Here is a 26,603-nt window from a genome sequence, read left to right as displayed (position 1 = left end):
CCGGGGGCCTGCGTCGTCTCCGGGGCACGATGCGGGCGGCGGCCCGGCGGCCCGGCGGCCCGGCGGGCGGCGCGCGAGGTGCGCGGGGGCGTTCAGCGACGCTGGGCCGCGGTCACCCGCAGCCCCGAGGCGCGCAGCCGCGTGATGAGCTCGCGCGTCGAGACCTCGACGGCGCCGAGCCCGGCGAGGTCGCCGCGGCGCTCGATCGGGTAGTCGTAGTGGTCACGGTCGAAGGCCCGGGGCGGGATGCCCGCGCGCGCCGCGAACTCGTGGAGCTCCTCGAGCGACGCGTCGGACACGAGGTGGCCCCACACCGTGCCGTGGCGCGGCCACAGCGGCGGGTCGATGAGGATCACGCCCCGAGCCTAGGATGCGGCGGACCTGGACGTCCCGCGAACCGCGGATCCGGCACCGTCGCCAGCACGGCGTGTCCCGAGCCCGGGGTCAGCGGCTGAACAGGCGTGACGCGGTCGCCTCGGCCTCCTCGTAGGAGCGGGCCGCGTTGCCGAGCGCCTGGGTGATGGCGTCGAGCGCGGACTCGACGTGCGCCTGCGCACCCCGCCAGCGCTCGCGCACGTCGCCGAACGCGGAGGCCGCGCCTCCGCGCCACGTGCTGTCGAGGCTGGTGAGCTCGGCCATGAGGGAGGCGACCTCGGCGCGGATCGCGTCGGCGGTGCGGGCGGCGCGGGCGGAGGCGGCCGAGACCTCGGCCGCATCGACGTGGTACTGCATGGGTCCTCCTCGGGATCGGGTGATCCCGACGCTAGGACGCGTGCGGCCCGGGGCGGCGTGGGCGCCGGCGACCTGTGGAGGGCTCAGCCGGCGTCCGCGGCGGTGGACATCGCCGCGATGGCCTTGTCGAGCCGCGCGAGCTCGGCGGTGAGGTTCTGGCGGGCCTGCGCCTCCCACGTGGTGCCGAGCGGGCTCGTGTAGAGGCGGTCGCGCGACAGCAGCCGGGCGACGATCGCGCGCCTGCTCGCCAGGAACCGGTCCTCGGGGATCTCCGCGTACTCCTCGCGCACATCCGTGATGTAGGCCTTGTACCGCTGCGGATCGGACGCGAGGATCGCGAGATCGGCGTCCGAGAGCACCGCGGCGTCGGGGCTGTCCGGCACCGTGACGTGGCGCGCGAGGCCCTTCACCATCGCGGCGACCGCGTCGATCTTCTTGTCCGGGACGCCCAGGTCGCGTAGCTCCATGCGGGCGTACTCGGCGCTCGCGTCCTCGTCCTCGCCGCCGCGCGCCGCGTAGGCCGACTCGGAGTCGGAGGCGAACACGGCGCCGTGGTACCAGGCCGCGAGGCGTACGCAATGCGGCAGGCGGGTCTCCTGCTGAAGCTCGTCGACGCGCGTGAGCAGCTCGACCAGGTGACGCACGTCGTGGAACCGGCGCGCGGGGTTCTGCCAGCGCGTCAGCAGGCGCGCGCCCGCCTCTGCCACGTCCTCCTCGGACGCGGTGGCGCCCGCCGCGATCGCCTCCCGCACGAATGCGGGGAGGAGCCAGGCGGGCGTGGTGGCCGTGGGCATGTTCACCTCGAGTGGTTCCGGGATTCCCTCTACGCCTCCAGTCTGCCCACATCACACCGTCCGAGGCAAAGCCCCGGCGGGCGCGTCGCGGCCAGGGGCCGCTGTCCCCGGCTGCGGCTAGAATCGTGCGGGGTGCCGAGCAGCGGTGCCCTCGAGGACGAACGAGGTAGATGTGCCCACTGGCAAGGTGAAGTGGTTCGACTCCGACAAGGGGTTCGGATTCATCGCGAGCGACGACGGCGCGGAGGTCTTCCTGCACGCCTCCGCGCTGCCCGCAGGCACCACGGTCCGCCCGGGTGCCAAGGTCGACTTCTCCGTCGCGGACGGTCGTCGAGGCCCGTCCGCGCTCAACGTGACCGTGGTCGAGGCCGCGCCGTCCGTCGCCGCGAACCTGCGCAAGAAGCCCGAGGAGATGACGGTCATCGTGGAGGACCTCATCAAGATGCTCGACGGCGTCTCCAACGCCCTGCGCAAGGGGCGCTACCCCGAGCCGGCGCGCGGCTCCCAGGTCGCCGCCGTGCTGCGTGCCGTCGCGGACCAGCTGGACGTCTGATGGCCAAGGATGCAGTGCTCACCGAGGCCGTCGACCTCGCGCGCGAGGTCGCGGTGGAGCTCGCGGGTGACGATGCGCTGGTGGGCGACCACCTGACCGTCACCACCGTCGAGGACCGCCTGGTCACGCACCTGTTCGCGTGCACGATGCCCGGGTATCGCGGGTGGGTGTGGTCCATCACGCTCGCGCGCGCGCCGCGCCAGAAGGCCGCCTCCGTGTGCGAGGCGCACCTGGTGCCCGCGGACGATGCGCTGCTCGCGCCCGCGTGGGTGCCGTGGGCGGACCGGGTCCGCCCCGGTGATCTCGAGGCGTCGATGGTCCTGCCCTACGTCGCCGGCGACGGCAGGCTCGTGCAGGGCTACGAGGCCACCGGCGAGGAGGACGAGGACCGCCTCGCCAACTGGGAGCTCGGCCTGGGCCGCCCGCGCGTGCTCGGACCCGACGGCCGCACCGAGGTCGCCGACCGCTGGTACCGCGGCTCGCACGGCCCGAGCGCCGCCTCGGCCATCGCCTCGGCCTCGCCGTGCTCGACGTGCGCGTTCTTCATCCCGCTCACCGGCTCGATGCGCCTGCGGTTCGGCGCGTGCGCCAACGAGTGGTCGCCGTCCGACGGTCGCGTGGTGAGCGTCGACCACGGGTGCGGCGCACACTCGGAGACCGACATCGAGCGCGGTGCCACGCAGTGGCCCGACCCCGACCCGGTCTTCGAGAACGACGTGCCCGTCGCGCTCGACCTCACGGCCGAGCCGGAGCCGGAGCTTGAGCCTGAGCCGGAGGTCGTCGACGAGGCGCCCGCGCCGGAGGCCGAGCCCGCGCCCGAGGTCGCCGACGAGGCGCCCGCGCCGGACGCCGCCGAAGCGGACGTATCCGCGGACGCGCCCGCCGACGAGGCGCAGGCCGAGGACCCGGAGCGCCAGGCTGACTGAGGCCGCGAACCCGGCCTCCTCGAGGCACGTCGCGCGCGCGCTCGCCGCGCGCGTGTACGTGCCCACCTTCGTCGCCGAGATCGGCATCGGCGCGATGCTGCCCGTGCTCGCCCTCACGGTCATCGACATGGGGCACACGGCGGCGTTCGCCTCGCTCGCGGTCGCGGCCTATCAGCTCGGGCGGCTCCCCGGCTCGGCGCTCGGCGGGGCGCTCGCGCATCGGCTCGGCGCGGCCCACGCGGCGCTCGCCTCGCTCGGAGTCCTGGGCCTGGGCGCCGTGGTCGCCGCCCTCGAACCCGATCTCGCGGTGTTCCTGGCCGGGACCGTGCTCGTCGGCCTGGGCCACGCGGCGTACCACGTCGCCCGTCAGGAGCAGATCCTCGGCGTGATCCCCCGGGAGCGGACGGCGCGCTCGCTCACGTCGCTGGCGGGCGTGTGGCGCATCGGCAACTTCATCGGCCCGCTGCTCGGCGCGGGCGTGATCGCGGCCTGGGGCGTCACCGCGACGTACTGGCTGGGAGCGGCCTGCATCGCCGTGGCCATGGCGCTCCTCGCGCTGGTCGGGATGCGCGGCGACCGGCGCATCGTGCCCCGCCGGGACGGCGTGGAGCTCGGCGAGCTGATCCGCGCGCATCGGCGCACGCTCTCGACGCTCGGGCTCACCGTCGTCGCGACCGGGGCGCTGCGGCAGGCGCGGATCGCGGTGATCCCGCTGTGGGCGTCGTACGTCGGGCTCAGCCCCGAGGTGTCGACCCTGATCTTCTCGATCTCCGCGGGCATCGACATGCTCCTCTTCTATCCCGCGGGGGCCACGATGGACCGGCGCGGCCGCCTGTGGACCGCGATCCCGTCCTCGCTCCTGCTCGCGGCGGGCTTCCTGCTGCTGCCGCTCACGCACGGCGCGGCGCAGGTGACGGCCGCGGCGCTCGTGCTCGGCGTCGGCAACGGCTGGGGCTCGGGGCTCGTGATGACGCTCGGCGCGGACGTCGCGCCGCGCCGCGGGCGATCGATGTTCACGGGAGTGTGGATGGTGCTGCAGGACGTCGGCGGGCTGGCCGGTCCCGCCCTCGTCTCGGCGGGGGCGCTGATCGCCCTGCCGGTCGGCTTCGTCGCGGTCGGCGGCATCGGTCTCGCGGCGGCGGCGGGGCTCGCCGCATGGGTGCCGCGCCGGCCGCCGGCGCGCGCGCACCGCGTCGACTGACCTAGCGGAAGTTCTCCGTCGCGTACCACGTGGTGCCGTCGGAGGTGACGGCGGAGCCCGCGCCGAACTGCGTGTACGCGGGGTTCATGAGGTTGGTGCAGTGGCCGTACGAGTACACCCAGTTGACGTGGAGCTTGTTCATCGCCGCCGACTCGGAGATGCCCGTGGAGCGGTAGGTCACGCCCACGTTCTCGGCGCCCGGGCGCGAGGGGTTGTGCGCGAGCGCGTCGGCGAGCGCCTCGGTCGACGAGTCCTTGGCGGCCATCGACTGCGACCACGAGGTCGCGGCGGAGGCGAGCGCGCTCGACCAGATGAGCGGCGCGATGCCGGCCTTGGCGCGCTCCGCGTTCGCGGCGCTCAGGAGGCCGCTCACGCTCGAGGCGCCCGACGGCGCCTGGGGGTTCGCGCAGTAGGCGGCGAAGTCGACCGTCGCGGGGGCGCTCGCGGCCGGGGCGCCGGTCGAGCCCGTCGATGCCGTCGAGCCCGTCGACGGGGTGCTGGCGGGCGCAGCCGTGGTCGCGCCGGACGATGCGGGCGTCGCGACGGGAGCGGGGGTGGGCTTCGGCTTCGGCTTGGTGACCTTGACCGTGTGCACGCGGGGGGCGGCCACCGCATCGTCCGCGGTGATCGCGTCGAGCGCGGGGACGGTCACCGTGTCGAGCACGGGTGCCTCGATCGCCTCCTGCGCGTAGGAGGCGGAGGCGGGTACGAAGGTGTAGGCGCCCACGAGGGCGGTGGACGCGATCACGACCGGCAGCCCGCCGAGCAGGATGGCCGGAGCGTGACGACGTCGTCGGCGCGTGTGCTCCAGCACATCCTGCGTCTCAGTCATGTCAGCAATCTCTCCACGAGGTAGTCCATCGACTGCACCAGGCGCCCGACGTCGTCCGGGTCCACGGCGGGGTACACGCCCACGCGGATCTGATTCCGGCCCAGCTTCCTGTACGGGTCAATATCGACAACCCCTTGAGCGCGCAGGTGACGTCGCAGCTCCGCGCTGTCGACGCGCTGGTGCAGATCGATGGTCGCAACCACGGGGGAGCGCAGGCCAGGGTCTGTGACGAATGTCTCAGTCCATCCGGTTCGTCCCGCCCACGCGTACAGGAGGTCCGACGAGGCCCGCGAGCGGCCGGCGGCGAAGCCGAGGCCGCCGCCCGCGAGCATCCACTCGAGCTGCGCGCGCATGAGCACCAGGGTCGCGACCGCCGGCGTGTTGAGGGTCTGGTCCGCGCGCGAGTTGTCGAGCGCGACCTTGAGAGACAGCGACTCGGGGATCCACCGGCCGCTCGCGGCGATCTCCTCGATCCGCGCGATCGCGGCGGGGGAGACGATGGCGAACCACAGCCCGCCGTCCGCGGCGAAGCTCTTCTGGGGTGCGAAGTAGTAGACGTCGGCCTGGGCGATGTCCAGCTCGACGCCGCCCGCAGCCGAGGTCCCGTCCACCACGGTGAGCGCGTCGCCGATGCCGGCGGGCCGCTCGACGGGCACGCACACGCCGGTCGACGTCTCGTTGTGCGGCCATGCGTACACGTCGACGCCGTCCTCCGCCTCGGGCGCGATCGCGCCTCCGGCCTCCGCGGTGCGGATGGACGATGCGCCCAGGTGCGGGGCCGCATCGGTCGCCTTCGCGAACTTCGAGCCGAACTCGCCGAACGCGCAGTGCTGCGCCCTCTCGCGCACGAGCGAGAACGCCGCGGCGTCCCAGAACATCGTCGAGCCGCCGTTGCCGAGGATGACCTCGTACCCGTCGGGAAGCGCGTAGAGCTCGCCGAGCATCGCGCGGATGTCGCGCACGAGCCCCTTGACGGGGGCCTGGCGGTGGGAGGTGCCGAGCACGCCGGGCTGGCTCGCGACCAGGGCGGCCACCTGCGCGTCCGTGACCTTCGACGGGCCGGAACCGAAGCGTCCGTCGAGGGGCAGCAGGGCAGGCGGGATCGTGATGATGTCCGTCATGGCATCACTGTAGTGGCGGGGGTGCTGGCATCATGGCGGGCGTGTACCGCCTTCAGCCTGCCCTTCAGAACTACGCGTGGGGGATGACCGAGGTCCTCGAGGACCTGGTCGGCCTGCCCGTGTCCGGCGCCCCCGTCGCGGAGGCCTGGTGGGGAGCTCACGCCTCGGCGCCCGCGCTCGCGACCGCGGCGCACCACGCCGGCGCGGACGAGGTCGGGATGCTGCCGGGCGCGACCGAGCCGCTCGACGCGCTCATCGCGCGCGCCCCCGAGACGATGCTCGGACCCGCGCTCGCGGCGCGCTGGGAGCGGCTGCCGTACCTGCTCAAGGTGCTCGCGATCGCCAAGCCGCTGTCGCTCCAGGTCCACCCCACGCTCGACCAGGCCGAGGCAGGCTTCCGCGACGAGGAGGGGCGCGGCATCCCCGTCGAGGCGGCGACCCGCACGTTCAAGGACCGCTCGCACAAGCCCGAGATGATCGTCGCGCTCACGCCGATGACGCTGCTCGCGGGCTTCCGGCCCGCGTCCGCGGTCGCACAGGACCTCGTGTGGCTGGGTCAGCCGTGCACGCGCAGGTGGGCGGAGGACCTCGCGAACGCGACCGAGCCGACGATCGCGCTCGGCGAATACATCCAGCGGGTGCTGCGCGATCCCGAGGCGCCCGCGGCGCTCGCGGCGCTTGTCGAGGTCGGCGGACGTTCGGGGGTGCCCGAGGCGCTCGCCGTCGCCTCGGCCGCCGCGCTCGAGTTCCCGGGCGACCCCGGCGCGCTCGTCGCGATCGCGCTCAACGTGGTCCGCCTCACCCCCGGCCAGGCGTGCTTCACCGGCGCGGGGGTCATCCACTCGTACCAGTCGGGCGTGGGCGTGGAGATCATGGCCAACTCCGACAACGTGGTGCGCGCGGGCCTCACGCCCAAGCCGGTCGACATCGACCTGCTGGTCGAGCTCACCGACGGGACGCCCACGCCGCCGCCCGTCGTGGTGCGCGAGACGGAGGGCGTGCTGACGCGGTACCCGGCCCCCGTCGACGAGTTCAGCCTCGCGCTCGTCGAGCGCGGCAGCGCCGCGTTCGAGCCCGGCCCGCGCATCGTCCTCGCCGTCGACGGCACCGCGTCGGTCCACGGCGAGAGGGGCTCGGTGAGCCTGCGCCGCGGCGAGGCCGCGTTCGTCCCGTACGCCGACGGCCGCCTCATCGTGGACGCCGTGGGCTCCGCGGTGGTGGTCGAAGCGCCTATCTCGAGGTAGCGCTCACCCACTAGCCTGGGGCGCATGACGATGCGCATCTCTGTATTCGGCACCGGCTACCTGGGGGCTACTCACGCGGCGGGCATGGCCGAGCTCGGCCACGAGGTCATCGGGGTCGACATCGACCCCGCCAAGATCGAGCGCCTGCAGCGCGGCGAGGTCCCCTTCTTCGAGCCCGGGCTGCCCGAGCTCCTGCGCAAGCACGTGGAGTCCGGGCGCCTGCGGTTCACCACCGACGCCGCGGAGGCCGCGGAGTTCGCGGACGTGCACTTCATCGGCGTCGGCACGCCGCAGAAGAAGGGCTCGTACGCCGCCGACATGACGTTCGTTGACGCCGTCATCGACACGCTCGCGCCGCTGCTCACGCGCCCTGCGGTGATCCTCGGCAAGTCGACCGTGCCGGTGGGCACCGCGGCACGCCTCGCGGCGCGCGTGCGCGAGCTGGCGCCGGTGGGCGACCAGGCGCAGCTGGGGTGGAACCCCGAGTTCCTGCGCGAGGGCTTCGCGGTGGAGGACACGCTGCGCCCCGACCGCCTCGTCATCGGCGTCGAGTCCGGCCGCGAGGGCCGCGTCGAGGCGGTCGCCCGCGAGGTCTACGCCGACGCGATCGCGCGCGACACCCCGTTCCTGGTGACCGACCTCCCGACCGCCGAGCTGGTCAAGGTCAGCGCCAACGCGTTCCTCGCCACCAAGATCTCCTTCATCAACGCGATCGCGGAGGTCTGCGAGGCGACGGGCGCGGACGTCATGCAACTCGCCGACGCGATCGGGCACGATGCCCGCATCGGCCGCAAGTTCCTGGGTGCGGGGCTCGGCTTCGGCGGCGGCTGCCTGCCCAAGGACATCCGCGCGTTCATGGCGCGCGCGGGCGAGCTCGGCGTCGACAGGGCGCTGACGTTCCTGCGCGAGGTCGACGACGTCAACCTGCGGCGCCGCGAGCACGTGGTGAGCCTGGTGAAGCGCGAGCTCGGCGGCTCGCCCGTCGGCCGCCGCGTGGCCGTGCTGGGCGTCGCGTTCAAGCCCGAGTCCGACGACATCCGGGACTCGCCGGCGCTCGACGTGGTGGGCCAGCTCCACCTCGCCGGCGCGGACGTCCGCGCGTTCGACCCCGAGGCGATGGCCAACGCGGCCACGGTGTGGCCGACCATCACGTTCGCCGACAGCGCCGCGGAGGCGCTCGCGGATGCGGAGGTGGTGGTGGTGGCCACGGAGTGGAAGGAGTTCCGCGGGCTCGATCCTCACGCCGTGGGCGACGCCGTCGCGGGCAAGATCGTCATCGACGCGCGCAACTGCCTGCCCACCGAGGCCTGGATCGACGCGGGCTGGCGCTACATCGGCATGGGCCGGTACGCCTCCTGAGCTCATGACGGACCTCATCGACACGACGGAGATGTACCTCCGGACCATCTACGAGCTGATCGAGGACGGCGTGACGCCGATGCGCGCACGCCTGGCCGAGCACCTGGGCCACGCCGGCCCGACGGTGTCGCAGACCATCGCGCGGATGGAGCGCGACGGGCTCGTGGTCGTCACGCCCGACCGTCACCTCGAGCTCACGGCCGAGGGAGAGGCGGTCGCGACGCGCGTCATGCGCAAGCATCGGCTCGCCGAGCGGCTGCTCACGGACGTCATCGGCCTCGACCTCGCCCACGTCCACGACGAGGCGTGCCGCTGGGAGCACGTCATGAGCGAGCGCGTCGAGCGCCGGCTGCTCGAGATCCTGGGCGAGCCGACGGTGTCGCCCTACGGGAACCCGATCCCGGGGCTCGACGAGCTGGGCATCGACGCCGAGCCGGGACCGCGCGCCGACAGGGGCCTCACGGAGCTCGTCGACGCCGGTGTGACGCAGGTCACAGTGACCCGCATCGGCGAGCACCCCCAGGCGGACCTCCAGCTGCTGCGCGAGATGGTCGAGAACGGACTGCTGCCAGGCGCGACGGTGGAGCTCGCGGCGGAGGGCGAGCACGTGGTGATCTCGCTCGGTTCGACCCGGGGCGTCTTGGGCCGGGATCAGGCCCGACACATCTTCGGCTTGCCTTCTTAGCGTTCTTTGATAAATTTTCGGTAACAACGACGGCCTGCAGGGCATGGAGACCATCTCCGCCGCGCCCCCCACAAGAGGCAACGCTCGAAGATGACGCGAGCGTAGGGGTGCAGAAACATCGACGCGCACGGGGCGCGGAAGGAACGAAAACTTTGAAGTACGGATACATGCGCGCCAAGACGCGCGCGGTGGCCGCGGCCACGGGTGCAGCACTCGTGGTGGTTCCCCTCACCGGAGCCGCAGCCGCCGCCCTTGTGACCGACGACTCGTCGGACACCGGCACCCGTCTCGACGCCGCCGCGTACACCTCCGATGTCGCCGACATTCCCGAGGTCACCACCGCCGCGAAGAAGAGCGCGTACGAGATCGACACCCCGACCGTGAAGGTCAAGGTCCCGCCGCCGCCGGAGCCCGAGCCTGAGCCCGTGGTCGAGGAGCCGACCGCCACCGTCGAGGAGTCGACCGAGTCGACCACCACCACCGACACGAGCACCGCGACCGAGGTCTCGAGCTCCGAGTCCACCACCGCGGCGTCGGCGGACGTCCAGGCCGCGATCAGCGGCTCGGCCGTGATCGCCGAGGCCTCGAAGTACGTGGGCGTGCCCTACGTCTCCGGTGGCTCGTCGCCGTCGGGCTTCGACTGCTCCGGCTTCGTCTCGTACGTGTACGGCCAGCTCGGCATCTCGCTGCCGCGCTCGTCGGGCGCCTACTTCTCCGTCGGCACCCAGGTGTCGAGCCCCCAGCCCGGCGACATCATCGTCACCCCGGGCCACGTGGGCATCTACGCCGGCCCCGGCCTGCAGATCGACGCGCCGCGTCCGGGCAAGACCATCCAGTTCCGCGCGATCTGGCAGTCGAACCCGCAGTACCGCCGCGTCACCTGATCCACGCATCGCGCGAGGGCCGTCACCGTCTCGGTGGCGGCCCTCGCTGCGTTCGGGCCGCGGTCGCATCGTCCCGGCGCGCCCCTCGGCGTCCTGGGAGGTGCTGAGTGCTCGAAATTGGCCAGATTGGGCACCCAGCACCTCGGGGGGTGCTGCGCTCGGGCCGCGGGCGCATCGTCCCGGCGCGCCCGGGAACCGGGATACCGTGGACCCATGCGTACGACGATGGTGCCGAACCTGGGACGTGAGATCTCGCTGGTGGGTCTGGGGACCTGGCAGCTCGGTGGCGACTGGGCCACGGTGGACGATGCGACGGCCCAGGAGGTCCTGAACGCCGCGGCGGACGCGGGCACGCGCCTGTTCGACACCGCCGACGTGTACGGCGACGGCCGCTCCGAGAAGGCGATCGGCCGCTTCCTCGTGGGGCGCGAGGACCGCGACGAGTTCACGGTCTTCACCAAGATGGGCCGGCGCGCGGATCCGCACGTCCCGTCCGAGTACAGCCTCGACAACTTCCGTCGCTGGACGGACCGCTCGCGCGAGAACCTCGGCGTCGACACCCTCGACCTGGTCCAGCTGCACTGCCCGCCCACGCCCGTGTTCTCGGACGCTCGCGTCTACGACGACCTGCGGACCCTCCAGCAGGAGGGCCGCATCGCGCGCTGGGGCGTGAGCGTCGAGCTGGTCGACGAGGCCCTCGCGGCGCTCGAGCAGCCGGACCTGGCGACCATCCAGATCATCGTCAACATCTTCCGCCGCAAGCCGCTCGAGCGGGTGCTTCCCCTCGCCGCGGAGCGGGGCGTGGGCATCATCGCCCGCCTGCCGCTCGCGTCGGGGCTGCTGTCGGGCAAGTACGACGAGCACACCACCTTCGCGCCGGAGGACCACCGCACCTGGAACCGCGACGGCTCGAAGATGAACATCGGCGAGACGTTCTCGGGCATCCCGTTCGAGGTGGGCGTCCAGGCGGCACGCGAGGTCGCCGCGCTCACGCCCGAAGGCTGGACCACGGCGCAGATGGCGCTGGGCTGGCTCGCGCAGGTGGGGGTGGCGACCATGATCCCCGGTGCGTCCAAGGTGGCCCAGGCCCGGTCGAACGCCGCGGCGGCCGAGTTCCCCGAGCTGTCCCCCGAGGTCATGGAGCGCCTCGAGGGCATCTACGAGACGTACTGCCGGGAGCACGTGCACGGGGTCTTCTGAGCGTCCGGTCCGGCGATCGCGGGTGGCACGATGCGCGAGGACCGGTTCTCGCAGCCGGTACCCTGGTGCGCGTACCCCGATGCAGGCGCCTGTAGCTCAGGGGATAGAGCACCGCTCTCCTAAAGCGGGTGTCGCGCGTTCGAATCGCGCCAGGCGCACCACGGCCGCGGCGCGGCCCCGTCAGCCGAGCGGCCAGCCCGTGTACGCCTCCGCCAGGTAGGTGCGGCCCGCCTCCGACTCGACCACGGTGCGGAGCTCGCCGAGCTGACGCGCGCGGTCGAAGTCGGTGGCGCCGGGGACGGTGTGCAGCATGCTCGTCATCCACCACGAGAAGTGCTGCGCCTTCCAGATGCGGGCGCGCGCGGCATCGGCCCATCCGTCGATGAGCGAGGCGTCCGCTCGCTTCAGCAGCGCCTCGAGCGCACGTGCGAGGAGGACCACGTCGGCGACGGCGAGGTTCATGCCCTTCGCGCCGGTCGGCGGCACGGTGTGCGCGGCGTCCCCGACGATCGCGACGCGGCCCGCGCGCAGGTCGCGTGCGACGAAGGAGCGGAAGCGCAGCACGTCGCGCTGGAAGATCGGCCCCTCGACCAGCTCGGTGCCGGGCACCCGGCGCTGCAGCTCGTCCCAGATCTCGCGCTCGCTCATGGCGTGCGGGTCGGCGTCGGGGTCGCACTGGAAGTACATGCGCTGGACGGTGGCCGAGCGCTGGCTGATGAGCGCGAAGCCGTCGGGGGAGTTCGAGTAGATGAGCTCGTCCGCGCTCGGCGCGGCCTCGCAGAGGATCCCGAACCAGCCGAACGGGTACTCGCGGAACAGGCCCGCGTGCGGACCGCTGATCGCGTGACGCACCACCGAGCGCGAGCCGTCCGCGCCGACCACGAAGTCGGCCTCGATGTCGACCACCCCTCCGGCGGCGTCGGTGGCGACCACGCGCGGGCGCGTGCCGTCGACGCCCTCGATCGCGGTCGCCGTCGTGCCGAAGCGGATGTCCTGACCGTCCGCGAGGCGGGCCGCGAGGAGGTCCCTGAGCGCCTCGTGCTGCGGGTAGAGCCACACCGAGCGCCCGACGAGGCGGTGGAAGTCGATCCGGTGCCCGGCCCCCTCGAAGCGCAGCTCGATGCCGTCGTGGCGCATGCCGACCGAGTGGACGCGTGAGCCGGGGATGGTGGCGAGCAGGTCGACCGTGCCCTGCTCGAGGATGCCCGCCCGGATGGTCTGCTCGATGTCCTCGCGCGAGCGCGCGTCGACGATGATCGACGCGATGCCCTCCGCGGCGAGCAGATGCGAGAGGACCAGGCCGGCGGGTCCCGCTCCGACGATGGCGACCTGGGTGCGGACGGTCGGGCTCATGCTGTCTCCTTCGACGTGATGCGTCGCCATTGTGGGACGGTGCGCCTCGTCGCGGGAGCGAACTCCCGTTGAACGGGAGTCCGAATCGTTCAGCCGGCGCCCAGCGCCCGCTCGACCGCGCGCGCGGCGCCGCGCAGCTCCTCGAGCGCGAGGGCCGTCGGAGCCTCGCGCGGGAGGACCACCGACAGCGCCGCCGTCGCGCGGCCCGCGGCGTCGCGCACCGGCACGGCGACGCCGGTCGAGACCACGTCGACGTACCCCGGCGCGATCACGTGCCCGAGGCGGCGCACCTCGGCGAGCGTGCGGCGTACCGTCGCCGGATCGGTGGGCGTCGCGGCCGTGAGACGGCGCAGGGGACGGGTGAGCACGCGCTCCTGGACGGCGCGGTCCGCGAACGCGAGGAGCACCAGCCCCGAGGACGCCGCGTGGAGCGGCAGGCGTCCGGCGATCCGGGTGATGTTCGCCCCGGCCTCCGGGTGGCTGAGGCGTTCGAGGAACAGCGCCTCGTCCTGCTCGAGGATGGCGAGCTGGGTGTGCTCGCGCACGCGCGCCTGGACGCGCTCCATCGCGGGCAGCGCCGCCTGGCGCATCCGGAGCGCGTGCGACGAGCGGGTGGCGAGCGCCCACAGGCGCAGCCCCACGCTGACCCGCCCGTCGCCGTCGCGGTCGAGCAGGCCCGCCGCCACCAGGTCGCCCACCACGCGATGCGCGGTCGACGACGGCAGCCCGGCACGCCTCCCGATCTCCGCGGCGGTCTGCACGGTCCTCGTGGGCGTGAACGTCTCGAGGACCCGGACCAGCCGGTCGGTGACCGAGTCGCCGGTCGGGGAGTTCGCCACGTCGGCAGGATGCCACAGCGCACGGCGGTAGCCTCGGACCATGTCGACGCCGACCCCCGCCTCCGCCACCCCCTGGGCCGCGCTCGACGCCGATGCGGTGGCGGAGCTCCTCGCGCCCGGCGGCGCGCGCTGGTGGCTCTCGGGTGGGGCGGCGCTCGACCGGTGGCTCGGGGCGCCCGTCCGCGTCCGCGAGAACATCGACGTCAGCACCCTGCCCGGCGACCTCGACGCACTCCTCGACGCGCTGCCCGCGACGTGCAGCGCGTGGGTGCCCGACGGCGACGGCGTGATGCCGATCGCACAGGCGGAGGACGATGCCGACCTCCAGCCGGTCCTCATCAGGGACGATGCGACGGGTGCCTGGGTGCTGCGCGTCAACGTCGAGGACGGCGCGCCGCGGGCCTGGGTCTACCGACGCGACGCGCGGCTCCAGCTCCCGTGGGAGCGCGCCGTGCTCGACATCGGGGGCATCCCCACCGGCGCGCCCGAGGTGCAGCTCGTGTGGAAGTGCTTCAGCCCGCGGCCGGAGGACGATGCCGACAAGGACGCGGTGCTGCCCCGCCTGTCCGAGGAGGCGCGGGCGTGGTGGGAGCGGGCGCTCCTCACCGTCCACCCTCACTCGTCGTGGACCATCCCCGTGCGCAGCCCGATGTTCCCGGCGCGTGCGAGCTGGAACCGCCCTCAGCGCTGAGCGTCGTCGGTGAACTCGCCGCTGCTCACGGCGCGCAGCACGAGGCGCCGGAACCACCGCTGCGCGGGTGAGAGGTTCATCTCGCGGCGCGTGTACAGGGACACGGGCGAGCTGGTGCCGGGCCATGGGAGGTCCGCGACCTCGAGCGTGGGGAACCAGCCGCAGAACACGTCCGCGACGTGCCTGGGCAGCAGCGCGACCAGGTCGGTCGAGACCAGCACGGCCGGCACCGTCGAGTGCTCCTCGACGGTGAGCGCGACCTGGGGGACGAGCCCGTGCTCGACCAGCGCCTGGTTGGGGAACACGTGGCCCCCGCGCGCGGACACCCGGATGAACCGGCGGCCCTCGAACATCGCCGGACCGGGCTCGGGAAGCGGGTGATCCCGCGAGACGAGCGCGACGTACTCGACGCCTCGCACGGGTGTCCGCCAGAGGCGCGCCGTGTCCATGACGGAGACGGTGAGCGCGACGTCGAGCGCGCCGCGGACGATCTCCTCCTCGGCGGCGCCGGCGTCGAGGCGCCTCACCACGAGGTGCGGGCTCGCGGCCGCGCGGGACAGCGCGGCCATGAGGGGCGGAAGGAACGTCTGCTCGCCGATCGAGGTGAGCCCGAGCACCAGCTCGCCGTCGAAGTCTTGGGGGACGAAGTCGGCGCGGTCCGCGACCGTCGCGTCGATCTGGGCGAGGGCCTCGTGCAGCGGGCCGAACAGCTGCGTCGCGCGCGGCGTGGGCACCATGACGTGCCCCTCGCGCCGGAACAGGTCGTCGCCGAACCTCGTGCGCAGCCGCGCGAGGGTGTAGCTCACGGTGGGTTGCGTGACGTGGAGCCGGTCGGCCGCGCCCGTCAGGCTGCGCGCCTCGTAGAGCACCACGAAGGTGCGCAGCTGGTTGAGGTCCGCCACCGACATGCATCGATCCTCTCTATGGGGCGGTCTGGCCGAATCTATTGGACCACAGTTCGGCGCGGACCTAGGCTGGCGGCAGACCCGCAAGTGACAAGGACGCCACTCGTGCTCAAGGACATCCCCGACACCGACCCGGACGCCCCGGCGCGCCACGGCGAGACCACCGGAGGCTTCGAGAAGACCGCCGGCTGGCTCGACTGGTACGACGGCCCGTCGGCCCCGACCTTCCGGCTCCCGGCGGGCGCCGTCGACGCCCACTGCCACGTGTTCGGCCCTGGCGCGCAGTTCCCGTTCGCGCGCGAGCGGAAGTACACGCCGTGCGACGCGTCCGCGGCGCAGCTGTTCGCGCTGCGCGACCACCTGGGCTTCGAGCGCAACGTGGTGGTGCAGGCCACGTGCCACGGCGCCGACAACCGGGCGCTCGTCGACGTGCTGCGCCGCAGCGAGGGCCGCGCGCGCGGCGTCGCGACGGTGCGCCGCGACGTCACCGACGCGGAGCTGCACGAGCTGCACGCCGCGGGCGTGCGTGCCGTGCGGTTCAACTTCGTCAAGCGCCTCGTGGACCGCGTGCCCACGGATGCCCTCGACAGCATCGTCGAGCGGATCGCCCCGCTCGGCTGGCACGTGGTGATCTACTTCGAGGCCGCGGACCTCCCCGAGCTCTACGACTTCTTCTCCGCCATCCCCACGGACGTGGTGGTCGACCACATGGGCCGCCCCGATGTGGCGAAGGACGTGGACGGCCCGGAGTTCGCGCTGTTCCTCCGCTTCATGCGCGAGAACCCGAACGTGTGGACCAAGGTGACGTGCCCCGAGCGGCTCAGCGCCGCCGGTCCCGTCGCGCTCGACGGCGAGCAGCATGCGTACGCCGACGTGGTGCCGTTCGCCCGCCGCGTGGTCGAGGAGTTCCCCGACCGCGTGCTGTGGGGCACCGACTGGCCGCACCCCAACCTCACGGACCACATGCCCGACGACGGGCTGCTGGTCGACTTCATCCCCCGGATCGCCCCGAGCCCCGAGCTGCAGCGCAAGCTGCTCGTCGACAACCCCCAGCGCCTGTACTGGCCGGAAGGAGCATGACATGGCACTCGACAAGCCCTACAAGGACATCCCCGGCACCATCATCTTCGACGCGGAGCAGGCGCGGAAGGGCTTCCATCTCAACCAGTTCTCGATGTCGCTGATGAAGCCCGAGAACCGCGAGCGCTACCTCGCCGACCGCGCGGCCTACCTCGACGAGTGGCCGCTCACCCCGGCGCAGCGTCAGGCCGTGCTCGACATGGATCTCAACGCCATGATGGCGGAGGGCGGCAACATCTACTTCCTGTCCAAGATCGGCGCCACCCACGGCCTCAGCTTCCAGCAGATGGCCGGGTCCATGACGGGCATGAGCGAGGCCGCGTACCGTGACATGATGGTCGGCGGCGGGCGCCGCCCCGAGGGGGTGCGGCTCAAGGACCTCGACGGGTGGACGCCGCCGTCGACGGAGAAGGCCACGACGATGCGCGAGGACCCGCGCGCGCGGTTCACCTCGGCGCTGTTCACGTCGCACGTGCCGGCGATCGGCGCGGCGATCGACCTGGGCAAGACCGAGGAGCCGTACTGGCGGAAGATGTTCGCCGGCTACGAGTGGACCAAGCGCTGGGCGAAGGAGAACACGCCCGACGTCATCATCCTGGTCTACAACGACCACGCCACGGCCTTCGACTCGACCATCATCCCGACCTTCGTGCTGGGCACGGGGGCCCACTACCCGGTCGCGGACGAGGGCTACGGGCCGCGCCCCGTGCCGGACGTCCACGGCCATCCCGAGCTCGCCGCGCACATCGCGCAGTCCGTGATCCAGGACGACTTCGACCTCACGCTGGTCAACCAGATGGTGGTCGACCACGGGCTCACGGTGCCGCTGTCGCTCGTCTTCGGCGACGTTGACGAATGGCCGTGCAAGATCATCCCGCTGCCCGTCAACGTGGTGCAGTACCCGGTGCCGTCGGGGCGCCGCTGCTACGAGCTCGGCAAGGCGATCCGCCGCGCGCTCGATAAGTGGGACGGGGAGCCGCTGAACGTGCAGATCTGGGGCACGGGCGGCATGAGCCACCAGCTCCAGGGCCCGCGTGCGGGCCTCATCAACGAGGAGTGGGACAACGCCTTCCTCGACCACCTCATCGCCGACCCGCTGGGCCTCACCGAGTGGCCGCACATGGAGTACGTCGACGAGGCGGGATCGGAGGGCATCGAGCTGGTCGACTGGCTCATCGCCCGCGGCGCGATGGACGATCAGTTCGAGGGCGGCGCGCCCAGCGTCGACCACCGCTTCTATCACGTGCCCGCCTCGAACACGGCGGTCGGGCACCTGGTGTTGAGCAACCCCGTCGCGCAGCCCGCGCCCGCCGAGGAGCAGCTCCCGCAGGAGGTGCATGCATGAGCGGGGACAAGGTCCGCATCGCGGTCGTGGGCGCCGCCGGCGCGTTCGGACGCAAGCACCTCGACGGGCTCATGCAGATCGAGGGCGCCGAGGTCACGGTGGTGAGCGGCACCCGACCCGAGCCGACGCAGGCGGTGGCGGAGAGGTACGGCGTCCCCACGGCGCTGCTCAGCTTCGAGGAGGTCCTCGAGCGCGACGACGTCGATGCGGTCATCCTCGCCACGCCCACCGGGATGCACGCCGCCCAGACGCAGGCCGCGCTCGCCGCGGGCAAGCACGTCCAGGTGGAGATCCCGCTCGCCGACTCGCTCGCCGATGCCGAGGCGACGCTCGTCGCGGCCGAGGCGTCGGACCTGGTCGCGATGGTGGGCCACACCCGTCGCTTCAACCCGTCCCACCAGTGGATCCACCGGCGCATCACCGCCGGCGAGCTCGCGCTCCAGCAGATGGACGTCCAGACCTACTTCTTCCGCCGGACCAACACCAACGCCCAGGGCGAGCCGCGCTCGTGGACCGACCACCTGCTGTGGCACCACGCCGCGCACACCGTCGACCTGTTCGCCTACCAGGCGGGGCGCATCGTCCAGGCGAACGCGCTCCAGGGACCGCTGCACCCGGAGCTGGGCATCGCGATGGACATGTCCATCCAGCTCAAGGCGGAGTCGGGCGCCATCTGCACGCTGTCGCTGTCGTTCAACAACGACGGCCCGTTCGGCACGTTCTTCCGCTACATCGGCGACACGGGCACCTACGTCGCGCGGTACGACGACCTGGTCGACGGGAAGGAGCAGGCCATCGACGTGTCGCACGTCGACGTGAGCATGAACGGCATCGAGCTCCAGGACCGCGAGTTCATCGCGGCCATCCGCGACGGCCGCGAGCCGAACTCCTCGCTGCGCCAGGTGATCGACTGCTACCGCGTGCTGGGCGACCTGGAGCGGCAGCTCGCGTGATCCTGCCCCGGATGGGCCTCGGCTGCATGGAGCTGAGCCACGCGTACGGCGTCGCGCCCGCACCCGAGGACGGCGTCCGCATGCTCCGCGCCGCGCTCGACGAGGGCGTGGGCCTGCTCGACACCGCCACGCTCTACGGCGGCGGGCGCAACGAGGAGCTCGTGGGGCGGGCGCTCCGCGGACGCCGGGACGATGCGCTGCTCGCCAGCAAGGGCGGGATGGCCCTGGTCGACGGGGTCAAGGTCATCGACGGCAGGCCCGCGACGCTCCGCGCGCAGGTCGACGCCTCGCTCGCGCGCCTCGGGGTCGAGCGCATCGACCTCTACTACCTGCACCGCTGGGACCGGGCGGTCCCCATCGGGGAGAGCGTAGGCGCGCTCGCGGAGGCGGTGGCGGCGGGGAAGATCGGCGCGATCGGGTTGTCGGAGGTGTCGGTCGCGCGCCTGCATGATGCGCTCGCCGTGGCCCCGATCGCCGCGGTGCAGAACGAGTACTCGCCCTGGAGCCGCAACCCCGAGCTCGGGATCCTCGAGGCGACGCGCGCTGCCGACGTCGCGCTCGTCGCGTTCTCGCCCGTCGCGCGCGGGTTCCTCGCGGACGCCGTCGCGGACCCTGCCGCGTTCGCCCCGAAGGACATCCGCCGCGCGATGCCGCGCTTCCAGCCCGCGCACTGGCCCGCCAACGCCGCCCTGCTGCCCGGGTGGCGTGCGCTCGCGGCCGAGGCGGGCTGCACGCCCGCGCAGCTCGCGCTCGCGTGGGTGCTGTCGCGCGGGCCTCACGTGGTCGCGATCCCGGGCACGACGCGCCTCGACCACGCGCGCGAGAACAGCGCCGCCTCGACGCTCCACGTGGATCCGGCGATCCTCGCGCGCGCCGGGGGGCTGGTCGGCACCGCGACCGTCTCGGGGTCCCGCTACGCCGCGGCGCAGGCGGCGGAGGTCGACGCGGAGTCCTTCGACGAGGTGGCCTGACGCGGAACCTGCCGATGCGCCGGGGCCGTGACCTTCGCCCCGGCTCCGCGCCGGGACGCGCGCCTACCGTGGTGGCATGGTCGGGATGGTCCGGCGTCATCTCGAGACGGTCGTGCTGATCGTCTCGAGCCTCCTGCTGGCCGGGGGCGCCGTCGCATGGTGGACCTCCGCCCCCGACGCCGCGACCGCGCTGTGGGTCGCCGGCACCATCCTCGGCCTCATCCTCGCGCTCGCGGCCACCCTCGACGCGGCCCGCCATCGCCGCCCCACCGTCGACGTCATCGCGGTGCTCGCGCTCGCGGGCTCCCTCGCGGTGGACGAGCCGCTCGCCGGGGCGATCGTCACGCTCATGCTCGCGACCGGGCAGGTGCTCGAGGCGCGCGCGGACGCGCGCGCCCGGCGCGAGCTCGGTCTGCTCACCGCGCGCGCCCCCGGGACGGCGCGACGCGTCACGGACGCGGGCATCCTCGAGGTCCCCGTGGACGATGTCGGCGTGGGGGAGCGGCTGCTGGTCCGCGCCGGTGAGGTGGTCCCGGTGGACGGGAGGCTCGTCTCCGCGGCGACGTTCGACGAGAGCGCGCTCACGGGCGAGCCCGCGCCCGTGTCGAGGGACGCGGGTGACGACGTGAGGTCGGGCGTGGTCAACGCGGGACCGCCCGTCGAGATCGTCACCACGACCGCGGCGGCGGACTCCACCTACGCCGCGCTGGTGCGCCTGGTCGAGGAGGCTCAGGCGCGCTCTGCGCCGTTCGTGCGCAGCGCCGACCGCTGGGCGGTGGTGTTCGTCCCGGTCACGCTGGTGCTCGCGGGCGTCGCGTGGTGGGTGGCGGGCGACCCCGTGCGCGCGGTGGCCGTGCTGGTGGTCGCGACCCCGTGCCCGCTGCTGCTGGCGGCGCCGATCGCGCTCGTGTCCGGCCTGTCGCGCGCCGCGCGCATGGGCGTGGTGATCAAGGGCGGTGGAGCGCTCGAGCGGCTCGCGGCCGCGACGGTCATGGTCGTGGACAAGACGGGGACCCTCACGCGCGGGCGGCCGGAGGTCGCGGACATCGTCACCGCCGGCGGCGACGCCGACGAGCCCCTGCGGCTCGCGGCGAGCCTCGACCAGATGTCCGCGCACGTGCTCGCCGGGCCGATCGTCGCCGCGGCGCTCGCGCGCGGTCTCGCGCTCGAGCGGGCCGGCGAGGTCGAGGAGATCCACGGTCAGGGAGTCGTCGGCACGGTCGCAGGGCGGCGGGTGCGGGTGGGGCGCGCGGGCTGGATCCTCACGGGGGACGCGCCGCCGTGGGTCGCCCGGGTGCGGCGTCGCGCCGCGCTCGACGGCTCGATGACGGTCCTGGTCGAGGTGGACGGCGTCGCGGCCGCGATGCTGACCCTGCAGGACCCGATCCGCCCCGATGCGCCGCGCATGGTGCGCGCCCTGCGCGAGGCGGGGATCACCCGCGTGGTGCTCGCCACGGGGGACCGGCCGGACGTCGCGCAGGCCGTGGGGCGCATCGTCGGCGTGGACGAGGTGCTCGCCGACTGCACGCCGGCCGACAAGCTCGCCGCGCTTGCGCGCGAGGCGGAGCGCGGCGCGACGGTGATGGTGGGCGACGGCGTCAACGATGCCCCCGCGCTCGCGGCCGCAGGGGTGGGCGTCGCGCTCGCCGCCCGGGGCGCGACCGCATCGTCCGAGGCGGCCGACGTGGTCCTCACCGTGGACCGCATCGACGCCCTCGCCCGCGCGAAGGCGGTCGCGGTGCGCTCGCGGAGGATCGCCCTCGAGGCCGTGGCGATCGGGATGGGGTTGTCCCTCGTCGCGATGGTCGCGGCGGCGCTGGGCCTCCTGGGGCCGACCGTGGGAGCGGCGCTTCAGGAGGTGATCGACGTGCTGGCGATCGGGATCGCGTTGCGCGCCGTGATGCCCGGCAGGGAGCGCACGCGGGCGCTCGGCGCCGAGGAACGCGCGGTGCTCGAGCGGCTGCGGGTCGAGCACGACGGGTTGGGACCCCTGGTCGAGCGCGTCGCGACGGTCGCGGACGCGCTCTCTGTCCAGGCGCCCGACCTCGCGCCCGTGCGCGACCTGGCGCACGCTCTCGAGACTGAGCTGCTGCCTCATGAGCGCGCGGACGAGCAACGGCTGGTGCCCATCGTCGCCCGCGCGCTCGGCACGCGCGAGGCGGTCGCCGCCCTCAGCCGCACCCATGCGGAGATCGAGCATCAGGTGGCGCGGTTGGGCCGCCTGCTCGACGGCGGCGACGACGACGCGGAGACCGTGGTCGAGGCGCGACGGCTGCTGTACGGCCTCTACGCCGTGCTGCGGCTGCACAACGCGCAGGAGGATGCCGACGCCTTCGGCCTGCTCCCGGCGTCCGGCGGGTGACGAGCCGTGGCGGTCGCACGGGCGGACGCCCTGATCGTGGGCGGAGGGGCCGCGGGTCTGTCGCTCGTGTGCCACCTCGCCGCCGCGCGATGGGACGGCCGCCTCACGCTGGTCGACGACGGCGCGCGACCGCCCGCGACGCGGGCGTGGGCGTGGTGGTCGCGCGGGGACGGGCTGACGGACCCGCGTGCCGCGGCGGCGCTTCCGCGCGCGCTGGTCGCAGGTCCCGGATGGGAGCGGCGCATGAGCCTCGCCCCGTACGCGTACCGGCTGATCGAGGGTGCCGCGCTCGAGGCGGCGGCGCAGGCGGCGATCGCCGGCCGGCCCACGTGGAGGAGGGTGCGCGGTCGCGTCGTCGCGGTGACGGCGGACGATGCGGGGGCGAGGGTCGCGGTCGAGTCCCCGGGCGGCCCGGTCGAGCTCCGCGCGCGCCGCGTGCTCGACTCGGTGGGCGTCGGCGCGACCACCGCGCCGCGCGAGGCGTGGGCGCTCGACTTCCTGGGCGTGCGCCTGCGCTCGCCGGCGCCCGTCTTCGACCCCTCGACCGTGACCCTCATGGACTTCCGCACCGACCAGGAGGACGGGGTCGCGTTCATGTACGTGCTTCCGAGGTCGCCGTACGAGGCGCTCGTCGAGCGCACCGTCTTCGCGTCGCCGGGCAGCATCCACGCGCACGAGCCCGCGCTCGAGCGCTACGTGCGCGCCGTCGTGGGCGGCGCGGGCGCCGTGACGCTCGGCCGCGAGCACGGCCGCATCCCGCTGCTCACGGCGCCGCCCGCCCGGCCCGCCGGCGCCGTGGTGCCCATCGGCGCGCACGCCGGCCTGGTGCGCGCGAGCACCGGATACGGCTTCGCCCGGATCCAGCGCCACAGCGCGGCGCTCGCCGGCGTGCTCGCGACCGGCGGGGACCCGGCGCGCGCCGCGCCCCCTCACCGCTGGCACCGCGCGCTCGACGCGGCGCTGCTGAGGCTGGTTCGCGAGGACCCGGACGGCGCACGCGACGTGCTCGGCGCGATGCTGCGCCGCAACCCGCCGGGCCGGGTGCTCGCGTTCCTCGACGAGGACGCGTCGGCGCTCGCGCAGCTGCGCCTGTTCGCCTCGCTGCCCGAGTTCGCCCGCGCGGGCCTGCGCTCGCTCGTGCCGCACCTGGGTGCGCGGTGATGCTGCGCGGCCCGCGCATCGTCCGCGCGTACCCTGCTCCCCATGGGATCCGTGCCTGAGAGCCGCCGCGGCGCGCCCGCGCGCGGCGCGAGCAGGGCCCCGCATCTCGCGGGCGAGGCCGCCGCCGACCCGTCGGCGCTGCGCTCGCACAACCTGGGCATCGTCATGCGCATGCTGCGCGAGCACGGCACCCTCACGCGCAAGGACATCGAGCACGCGACCGGGCTGGTGCCGGCCTCGGTCACCAACCTGATCGCCGATCTCGCGGCGCGCGGGCTGGTGCGCGACCAGCGCGCCGGCGGCATCGAGGCGCGCGGCCGCGGGCGTCCACGCGTGACGGTCGAGCAGGTCCCCGACCGCTGTCTGGGCCTCGCGGTGCGCATCGAGCGCGAGCGCCTCACGGCCGAGCTGCACTCGAGCGCCGGCCTGCTCCTTGACTCCGCCTCCCGCACGGTGTCCCATGGCTGGGGCCAGCCGGGCGATGTCGCGGACGCGATCGCCGCGCTCATCGCGCGCGCGGAGTCGCTCGCGGCCGAGCACGGCGGGGTGCTCCTCGCGTGCACGGTCACCGCCCCGGGACCGGTGGGCGGCGACAACCGCATCGCCGACACGCTCGACTTCGGATGGGGGCACCTCGACCTCGTGGGGCTGGTGCGCGCCGCTGGTGCGCCCGAGTCGCTGCGGATCCAGGTGATCAACGACTCGCGCGCCGCCGCGCTCGCCGAGCACTGGGCGCTTGCGCGTCCGCGCCCCCACGTCACGCTGTACGTGGAGAGCACGTCGGGACCGAGCCTCGGCGGCGGGATCGTGGCGGACGGCCGGATCCTCGCGGGCGGCCGGGGGTACGGCGGGGAGATCGGCCACATCACGGTCGACTGGCGCGGGCGATCGTGCGTGTGCGGCGCGATCGGATGCGTGTCGACCTATGTCGGGCCCGACGCGCTGCTGACGTCCGCCCGCCTCACCGATCTCGCGCAGATGGCGGGGCGCGCCGCGGCCCTCGATGAGCTCCGCGCGCGTCTCGACCGCGGCGAGAAGCGCGCGGTCGACGTCGCGCTGCGCGCGGGGGACATCCTGGGGGCGGCGCTGCGCTCGGCGTACGACGTGGTGAACCCCAGCGCCGTGGTGCTCGGCGGCTATCTCGCGGGCCTGCGACGCTGGCTCGAGCCCGGCATCCAGATGCAGCTCGCGCCGCGCAGCGAGAAGCTCGCGCCCGTGACGGTCGAGTCGGGAAGGCTCGGGCGGCGCGCGGGCCTGGTCGGCGCGGCGCGTCACGGGCTGCAGCCGATGTTCGAGGACCCGACGGTGGTCCCGCTGCTCCGCGCGGACGATGCGGCCGCCGGCTGACACTTTCAACGGACCTGGTCCCGGGTCGGCGGCGTGTCGCCGGGGTATCGCCGTGGATCGCCCGCGTGTCGGCCCGAGATCCGTTGCCAGTGTCAGGTGGTGGAGGGCATGGCTGACACGTCATCTTGCTGGAACCATGTATTGTCGACAATATTGTCGGTGAGGTGCACCGGTCGGCAGCGTGGCCGGCGGGAGGCCGCCGGTGACGGCGCGCCGGCGCCAGGGGAGGAGTGCCATGGTCGCGGACGTCCGGGTGATCGAGGAGCTCAAGGCCGCGATCCTGCGCGGGGACTTCGCGCCGCGTCAGCGGCTGGTCGAGATCGAGCTGTGCGAGCAGTTCGATGCGAGCCGCTTCGCGGTCCGCGCGGCGCTCCAGGCGCTCGAGGCCGACGGCCTGGTCGAGCGCCAGCGCAACCGCGGCGCGCGCATCCGCGAGATCGGCATCGACGAGGCCATCGAGATCACCGAGGTGCGCCAGGTGGTCGAGGGGCTGATCGCCCGTCGCGCCGCCGAGCGGGTGTCCGATGCGGAGGCCGAGTCGCTCGCCGCGATCGGCCGCGCGATGCATGCGGCCGTCGCCGCGGGCGAGGGGGTCGAGTACAGCGACCTCAACGCGCGCCTGCACGCGTCGCTGCGCGACATCGCCCGTCACGAGAAGGCGAACGGGATCATCGCCCACCTGCACGGGCAGATGGTGCGCCACCAGTTCGCGCTGTCTCGCGTACCGGGGCGCTCGAAGGTGTCCGTGGTCCAGCACCAGGCGATCATCGACGCGGTCATCGCGCGCGACGGCGACGCCGCCGAGACCGCGATGCGGGCGCACATCGCGTCGGTCGCGGACGCGCTGCGCGGCATCGGCTGAAAGGGCTCCGGGCCGCGGGTGGCGCGGTCCGCGCCGCCGTGACCACACCGTTACCAATTTCGTCTACAGAATTGTCGACAATCTTGCTAACGTGACGCATGCGGCGCTCTCAAGGGTGAGGGCGCTGGTCTCAAGGAGGAGCCCATGCAGATCAAGTCCCCGACGTCCCGGGTGCGTACCGCGTTCGGCGCGGTGGCCGCCTTCGGCGTCCTCGCGCTCGCGGCGTGCAGCTCGGAGAGCCCCACGCCGGCCGAGTCCTCGGGCGCGCCCGAGCCTGCCACCAGCGACTCGGCCATGACCGAGCCCATGGAGATGACCGACATCACCGTCGGCGTCATCCCGATCCTCGACGTCGCCCCCCTCTACCTCGGCGTGCAGGAGGGCTTCTTCGAGGACGAGGGCCTCAACGTCACCCTCGAGCTCGCGGAGGGCGGCGCCGCCATCGTCCCCGGAGTGGTCAGCGGCCAGTTCCAGTTCGGCTTCAGCAACGTGACGTCTCTGATCCTGGCGACGGCGAACGACCTGGGCCTCCAGTCGGTCGCCGCCGGCGTCTCCACCACCGGCGACGTCGAGAACGACTTCGGCGGCGTGCTCGTCAAGGCGGACTCCGGAATCACGGGCTATGCGGACCTCGCGGGCAAGAAGGTCGCGGTCAACACGCTCAACAACATCAACGCGTCGACCGTGAGCAAGGCGGTCAAGGATGCGGGCGGCGACCCCTCGACCATCGAGTTCGTGGAGCTCGCGTTCCCGGACATCGTCCCCGCCGTCCTGTCGGGCGACGTCGACGCCGGCCAGGTGGTCGAGCCGTTCCTCACCGCGGGCCTGGGCCAGGAGCTCACCAACCTCGGCTCGAACTTCGCGCTGACGGACCCGAACCTCATGGTGGCGGAGTACTTCACCTCCACCGCGTACGCGGGCGAGAGCCCCGAGGTGGTGGCGGCGTTCGCCGCGGCCATGCAGGAGTCGCTCACCTACGCCAACGAGAACCCCGACGCGGTCCGCGCCGTGCTCGGCACCTACACGAGCATGGACGAGGCGACCATGGCGGCGGTGATCCTGCCCAAGTGGAACAGCGAGATCGACGCGAACACCGTCGACCTCCTCGCGGAGCTGGCCGTCGGCGACGGCTACCTCGACGAGATCCCGGACGTCTCCGTCCTCAAGTGATCCACGGTCGGGGCCGCGGCGCTCGCCGCGGCC

At 73.5% G+C, this 26,603-nt stretch carries 26 protein-coding genes and 1 tRNA gene; 19 read left to right on the top strand and 8 right to left on the bottom strand.

The genetic code is table 11. From position 1 onward, the window contains the following. Nucleotides 1-92: 92 nt before the first annotated feature. The 3 genes from AOM09_RS10065 to AOM09_RS10055 all read right to left on the bottom strand — a co-directional run bounded on the left by AOM09_RS10065 (nucleotide 93) and on the right by AOM09_RS10055 (nucleotide 1,526). Nucleotides 93-356, bottom strand: coding sequence for a DUF4031 domain-containing protein (locus AOM09_RS10065; protein WP_062387681.1), 264 nt, complete (start codon nucleotides 354-356; stop codon nucleotides 93-95). An 88-nt stretch (nucleotides 357-444) separates the two neighbouring features. Then, nucleotides 445-732, bottom strand: coding sequence for a WXG100 family type VII secretion target (locus AOM09_RS10060; RefSeq protein ID WP_062387678.1), 288 nt, complete (start codon nucleotides 730-732; stop codon nucleotides 445-447). A gap of 83 nt (nucleotides 733-815) precedes the next feature. After that, nucleotides 816-1,526, bottom strand: coding sequence for an HD domain-containing protein (locus AOM09_RS10055; RefSeq protein ID WP_062388117.1), 711 nt, complete (start codon nucleotides 1,524-1,526; stop codon nucleotides 816-818). Nucleotides 1,527-1,698: 172 nt separating this feature from the next. On the opposite strand from AOM09_RS10055, the gene AOM09_RS10050 reads away from it, so the two are divergent. From AOM09_RS10050 to AOM09_RS10040, 3 genes are read left to right on the top strand one after another with little or no spacing between them, the layout of a single operon-like run. Next, nucleotides 1,699-2,079 carry a cold-shock protein gene (locus AOM09_RS10050; RefSeq protein WP_062387675.1) on the top strand — a complete coding sequence of 127 codons (381 nt, stop codon included), beginning with the start codon at nucleotides 1,699-1,701 and terminating at the stop codon, nucleotides 2,077-2,079. Continuing rightward, nucleotides 2,079-3,005 carry a DUF3027 domain-containing protein gene (locus AOM09_RS10045; RefSeq protein WP_062387671.1) on the top strand — a complete coding sequence of 309 codons (927 nt, stop codon included), beginning with the start codon at nucleotides 2,079-2,081 and terminating at the stop codon, nucleotides 3,003-3,005. The genes AOM09_RS10050 and AOM09_RS10045 overlap by 1 nt, the downstream gene beginning before the upstream one ends. A 52-nt stretch (nucleotides 3,006-3,057) precedes the next feature. Then, nucleotides 3,058-4,206 (top strand): MFS transporter, encoded by a 1,149-nt coding sequence (locus AOM09_RS10040; protein ID WP_062387668.1) that lies wholly within the window; start codon nucleotides 3,058-3,060, stop codon nucleotides 4,204-4,206. A 1-nt stretch (nucleotide 4,207) separates the two neighbouring features. Here the strand turns inward: AOM09_RS10040 and AOM09_RS10035 are convergent, their stop codons facing one another. Both AOM09_RS10035 and serC read right to left on the bottom strand, forming a co-directional pair. After that, the gene (locus AOM09_RS10035) at nucleotides 4,208-5,038 is read right to left on the bottom strand and encodes a CAP domain-containing protein (protein WP_062387665.1); all 831 of its coding nucleotides are present in this window, start codon (nucleotides 5,036-5,038) and stop codon (nucleotides 4,208-4,210) included. Further along, nucleotides 5,035-6,159 (bottom strand): phosphoserine transaminase, encoded by a 1,125-nt coding sequence (serC, locus tag AOM09_RS10030; RefSeq protein WP_062387662.1) that lies wholly within the window; start codon nucleotides 6,157-6,159, stop codon nucleotides 5,035-5,037. The genes AOM09_RS10035 and serC overlap by 4 nt, the downstream gene beginning before the upstream one ends. A 41-nt stretch (nucleotides 6,160-6,200) precedes the next feature. Here serC and manA point away from each other — a divergent pair, with 41 nt between their 5' ends. The 6 genes from manA (at nucleotide 6,201) to AOM09_RS10000 (ending at nucleotide 11,692) form a co-directional block, all read left to right on the top strand. Further along, complete coding sequence (manA, locus tag AOM09_RS10025; protein ID WP_228375117.1) at nucleotides 6,201-7,403, top strand: mannose-6-phosphate isomerase, class I; 1,203 nt, start codon at nucleotides 6,201-6,203, stop codon at nucleotides 7,401-7,403. Between the two features lie 30 nt (nucleotides 7,404-7,433). Continuing rightward, a complete protein-coding gene (locus tag AOM09_RS10020) occupies nucleotides 7,434-8,762 on the top strand; it encodes a UDP-glucose dehydrogenase family protein (protein ID WP_062388113.1) in 1,329 nt (442 codons plus the stop codon). A gap of 4 nt (nucleotides 8,763-8,766) precedes the next feature. Then, the gene (locus tag AOM09_RS10015) at nucleotides 8,767-9,447 is read left to right on the top strand and encodes a metal-dependent transcriptional regulator (RefSeq protein WP_062387656.1); all 681 of its coding nucleotides are present in this window, start codon (nucleotides 8,767-8,769) and stop codon (nucleotides 9,445-9,447) included. A gap of 167 nt (nucleotides 9,448-9,614) precedes the next feature. After that, nucleotides 9,615-10,331 carry a C40 family peptidase gene (locus tag AOM09_RS15645; protein ID WP_062387653.1) on the top strand — a complete coding sequence of 239 codons (717 nt, stop codon included), beginning with the start codon at nucleotides 9,615-9,617 and terminating at the stop codon, nucleotides 10,329-10,331. A 213-nt stretch (nucleotides 10,332-10,544) separates the two neighbouring features. Then, nucleotides 10,545-11,531, top strand: a complete 987-nt coding sequence (locus tag AOM09_RS10005) for an aldo/keto reductase (protein ID WP_062387650.1) — start codon at nucleotides 10,545-10,547, stop codon at nucleotides 11,529-11,531. Nucleotides 11,532-11,616: 85 nt separating this feature from the next. After that, nucleotides 11,617-11,692: transfer RNA gene (locus AOM09_RS10000), tRNA-Arg, on the top strand. Nucleotides 11,693-11,711: 19 nt separating this feature from the next. Here the strand turns inward: AOM09_RS10000 and AOM09_RS09995 are convergent. After that, nucleotides 11,712-12,884 carry a 4-hydroxybenzoate 3-monooxygenase gene (locus AOM09_RS09995; RefSeq protein ID WP_062387648.1) on the bottom strand — a complete coding sequence of 391 codons (1,173 nt, stop codon included), beginning with the start codon at nucleotides 12,882-12,884 and terminating at the stop codon, nucleotides 11,712-11,714. Nucleotides 12,885-12,973: 89 nt separating this feature from the next. Further along, the gene (locus tag AOM09_RS09990) at nucleotides 12,974-13,723 is read right to left on the bottom strand and encodes an IclR family transcriptional regulator (RefSeq protein ID WP_062388101.1); all 750 of its coding nucleotides are present in this window, start codon (nucleotides 13,721-13,723) and stop codon (nucleotides 12,974-12,976) included. A 40-nt stretch (nucleotides 13,724-13,763) separates the two neighbouring features. On the opposite strand from AOM09_RS09990, the gene AOM09_RS09985 reads away from it, so the two are divergent. Then, a complete protein-coding gene (locus AOM09_RS09985) occupies nucleotides 13,764-14,414 on the top strand; it encodes a hypothetical protein (protein ID WP_062387645.1) in 651 nt (216 codons plus the stop codon). Here the strand turns inward: AOM09_RS09985 and AOM09_RS09980 are convergent. Continuing rightward, entirely contained in the window at nucleotides 14,405-15,322 is a 918-nt protein-coding gene (locus AOM09_RS09980; protein WP_062387642.1) for a LysR family transcriptional regulator, read from the bottom strand. The genes AOM09_RS09985 and AOM09_RS09980 overlap by 10 nt on opposite strands. Nucleotides 15,323-15,424: 102 nt before the next feature. On the opposite strand from AOM09_RS09980, the gene AOM09_RS09975 reads away from it, so the two are divergent. From AOM09_RS09975 to AOM09_RS09935, 9 genes are all read left to right on the top strand, one after another. Further along, nucleotides 15,425-16,399, top strand: coding sequence for an amidohydrolase family protein (locus AOM09_RS09975; protein ID WP_228375116.1), 975 nt, complete (start codon nucleotides 15,425-15,427; stop codon nucleotides 16,397-16,399). 1 nt (nucleotide 16,400) lies between these two features. Next, nucleotides 16,401-17,744: a protocatechuate 4,5-dioxygenase subunit alpha/beta gene (locus AOM09_RS09970; RefSeq protein WP_082099018.1), complete on the top strand. Its 1,344-nt coding sequence runs from the start codon at nucleotides 16,401-16,403 to the stop codon at nucleotides 17,742-17,744. Beyond that, nucleotides 17,741-18,697, top strand: coding sequence for a Gfo/Idh/MocA family oxidoreductase (locus tag AOM09_RS09965; RefSeq protein ID WP_062387639.1), 957 nt, complete (start codon nucleotides 17,741-17,743; stop codon nucleotides 18,695-18,697). The genes AOM09_RS09970 and AOM09_RS09965 overlap by 4 nt, the downstream gene beginning before the upstream one ends. After that, a complete protein-coding gene (locus AOM09_RS09960; protein ID WP_228375115.1) occupies nucleotides 18,694-19,668 on the top strand; it encodes an aldo/keto reductase in 975 nt (324 codons plus the stop codon). Before AOM09_RS09965 ends, AOM09_RS09960 begins: the two co-directional genes overlap by 4 nt. Nucleotides 19,669-19,744: 76 nt before the next feature. Further along, on the top strand, nucleotides 19,745-22,030 hold the full coding sequence (locus tag AOM09_RS09955; RefSeq protein ID WP_062387636.1) for a heavy metal translocating P-type ATPase: 2,286 nt from the start codon (nucleotides 19,745-19,747) through the stop codon (nucleotides 22,028-22,030). Between the two features lie 6 nt (nucleotides 22,031-22,036). Next, complete coding sequence (locus AOM09_RS09950; RefSeq protein ID WP_062387632.1) at nucleotides 22,037-23,191, top strand: lycopene cyclase family protein; 1,155 nt, start codon at nucleotides 22,037-22,039, stop codon at nucleotides 23,189-23,191. 42 nt (nucleotides 23,192-23,233) lie between these two features. Further along, nucleotides 23,234-24,538 (top strand): ROK family transcriptional regulator, encoded by a 1,305-nt coding sequence (locus tag AOM09_RS09945; RefSeq protein ID WP_062387629.1) that lies wholly within the window; start codon nucleotides 23,234-23,236, stop codon nucleotides 24,536-24,538. 235 nt (nucleotides 24,539-24,773) lie between these two features. Next, nucleotides 24,774-25,400 (top strand): GntR family transcriptional regulator, encoded by a 627-nt coding sequence (locus AOM09_RS09940; RefSeq protein ID WP_062387625.1) that lies wholly within the window; start codon nucleotides 24,774-24,776, stop codon nucleotides 25,398-25,400. Nucleotides 25,401-25,544: 144 nt separating this feature from the next. Beyond that, complete coding sequence (locus AOM09_RS09935) at nucleotides 25,545-26,570, top strand: ABC transporter substrate-binding protein (protein ID WP_062387622.1); 1,026 nt, start codon at nucleotides 25,545-25,547, stop codon at nucleotides 26,568-26,570. Nucleotides 26,571-26,603 lie beyond the last annotated feature (33 nt).

The organism is Demequina iriomotensis, assembly GCF_000971395.1.
In the GTDB taxonomy this organism is placed as follows: domain Bacteria; phylum Actinomycetota; class Actinomycetes; order Actinomycetales; family Demequinaceae; genus Demequina; species Demequina iriomotensis.
Note: the sequence above shows the minus strand (reverse complement) of the source record. Positions and strands in the feature narration are given on the sequence as shown.

Excerpts from the sequence above, each read along its gene's own strand:
- AOM09_RS10060 (WP_062387678.1), bottom strand. The coding sequence starts at position 732 with ATGCAGTACCACGTCGATGCGGCCGAGGTCTCGGCCGCCTCCGCCCGC.
- AOM09_RS10055 (WP_062388117.1), bottom strand. The coding sequence starts at position 1,526 with ATGCCCACGGCCACCACGCCCGCCTGGCTCCTCCCCGCATTCGTGCGG.
- AOM09_RS10045 (WP_062387671.1), top strand. The coding sequence starts at position 2,079 with ATGGCCAAGGATGCAGTGCTCACCGAGGCCGTCGACCTCGCGCGCGAG.
- AOM09_RS10035 (WP_062387665.1), bottom strand. The coding sequence starts at position 5,038 with ATGACTGAGACGCAGGATGTGCTGGAGCACACGCGCCGACGACGTCGT.
- serC (WP_062387662.1), bottom strand. The coding sequence starts at position 6,159 with ATGACGGACATCATCACGATCCCGCCTGCCCTGCTGCCCCTCGACGGA.
- AOM09_RS10020 (WP_062388113.1), top strand. The coding sequence starts at position 7,434 with ATGCGCATCTCTGTATTCGGCACCGGCTACCTGGGGGCTACTCACGCG.
- AOM09_RS10015 (WP_062387656.1), top strand. The coding sequence starts at position 8,767 with ATGACGGACCTCATCGACACGACGGAGATGTACCTCCGGACCATCTAC.
- AOM09_RS15645 (WP_062387653.1), top strand. The coding sequence starts at position 9,615 with ATGCGCGCCAAGACGCGCGCGGTGGCCGCGGCCACGGGTGCAGCACTC.
- AOM09_RS10005 (WP_062387650.1), top strand. The coding sequence starts at position 10,545 with ATGCGTACGACGATGGTGCCGAACCTGGGACGTGAGATCTCGCTGGTG.
- AOM09_RS09995 (WP_062387648.1), bottom strand. The coding sequence starts at position 12,884 with ATGAGCCCGACCGTCCGCACCCAGGTCGCCATCGTCGGAGCGGGACCC.
- AOM09_RS09985 (WP_062387645.1), top strand. The coding sequence starts at position 13,764 with ATGTCGACGCCGACCCCCGCCTCCGCCACCCCCTGGGCCGCGCTCGAC.
- AOM09_RS09980 (WP_062387642.1), bottom strand. The coding sequence starts at position 15,322 with ATGTCGGTGGCGGACCTCAACCAGCTGCGCACCTTCGTGGTGCTCTAC.
- AOM09_RS09970 (WP_082099018.1), top strand. The coding sequence starts at position 16,401 with ATGGCACTCGACAAGCCCTACAAGGACATCCCCGGCACCATCATCTTC.
- AOM09_RS09965 (WP_062387639.1), top strand. The coding sequence starts at position 17,741 with ATGAGCGGGGACAAGGTCCGCATCGCGGTCGTGGGCGCCGCCGGCGCG.
- AOM09_RS09955 (WP_062387636.1), top strand. The coding sequence starts at position 19,745 with ATGGTCGGGATGGTCCGGCGTCATCTCGAGACGGTCGTGCTGATCGTC.
- AOM09_RS09945 (WP_062387629.1), top strand. The coding sequence starts at position 23,234 with ATGGGATCCGTGCCTGAGAGCCGCCGCGGCGCGCCCGCGCGCGGCGCG.
- AOM09_RS09940 (WP_062387625.1), top strand. The coding sequence starts at position 24,774 with ATGGTCGCGGACGTCCGGGTGATCGAGGAGCTCAAGGCCGCGATCCTG.
- AOM09_RS09935 (WP_062387622.1), top strand. The coding sequence starts at position 25,545 with ATGCAGATCAAGTCCCCGACGTCCCGGGTGCGTACCGCGTTCGGCGCG.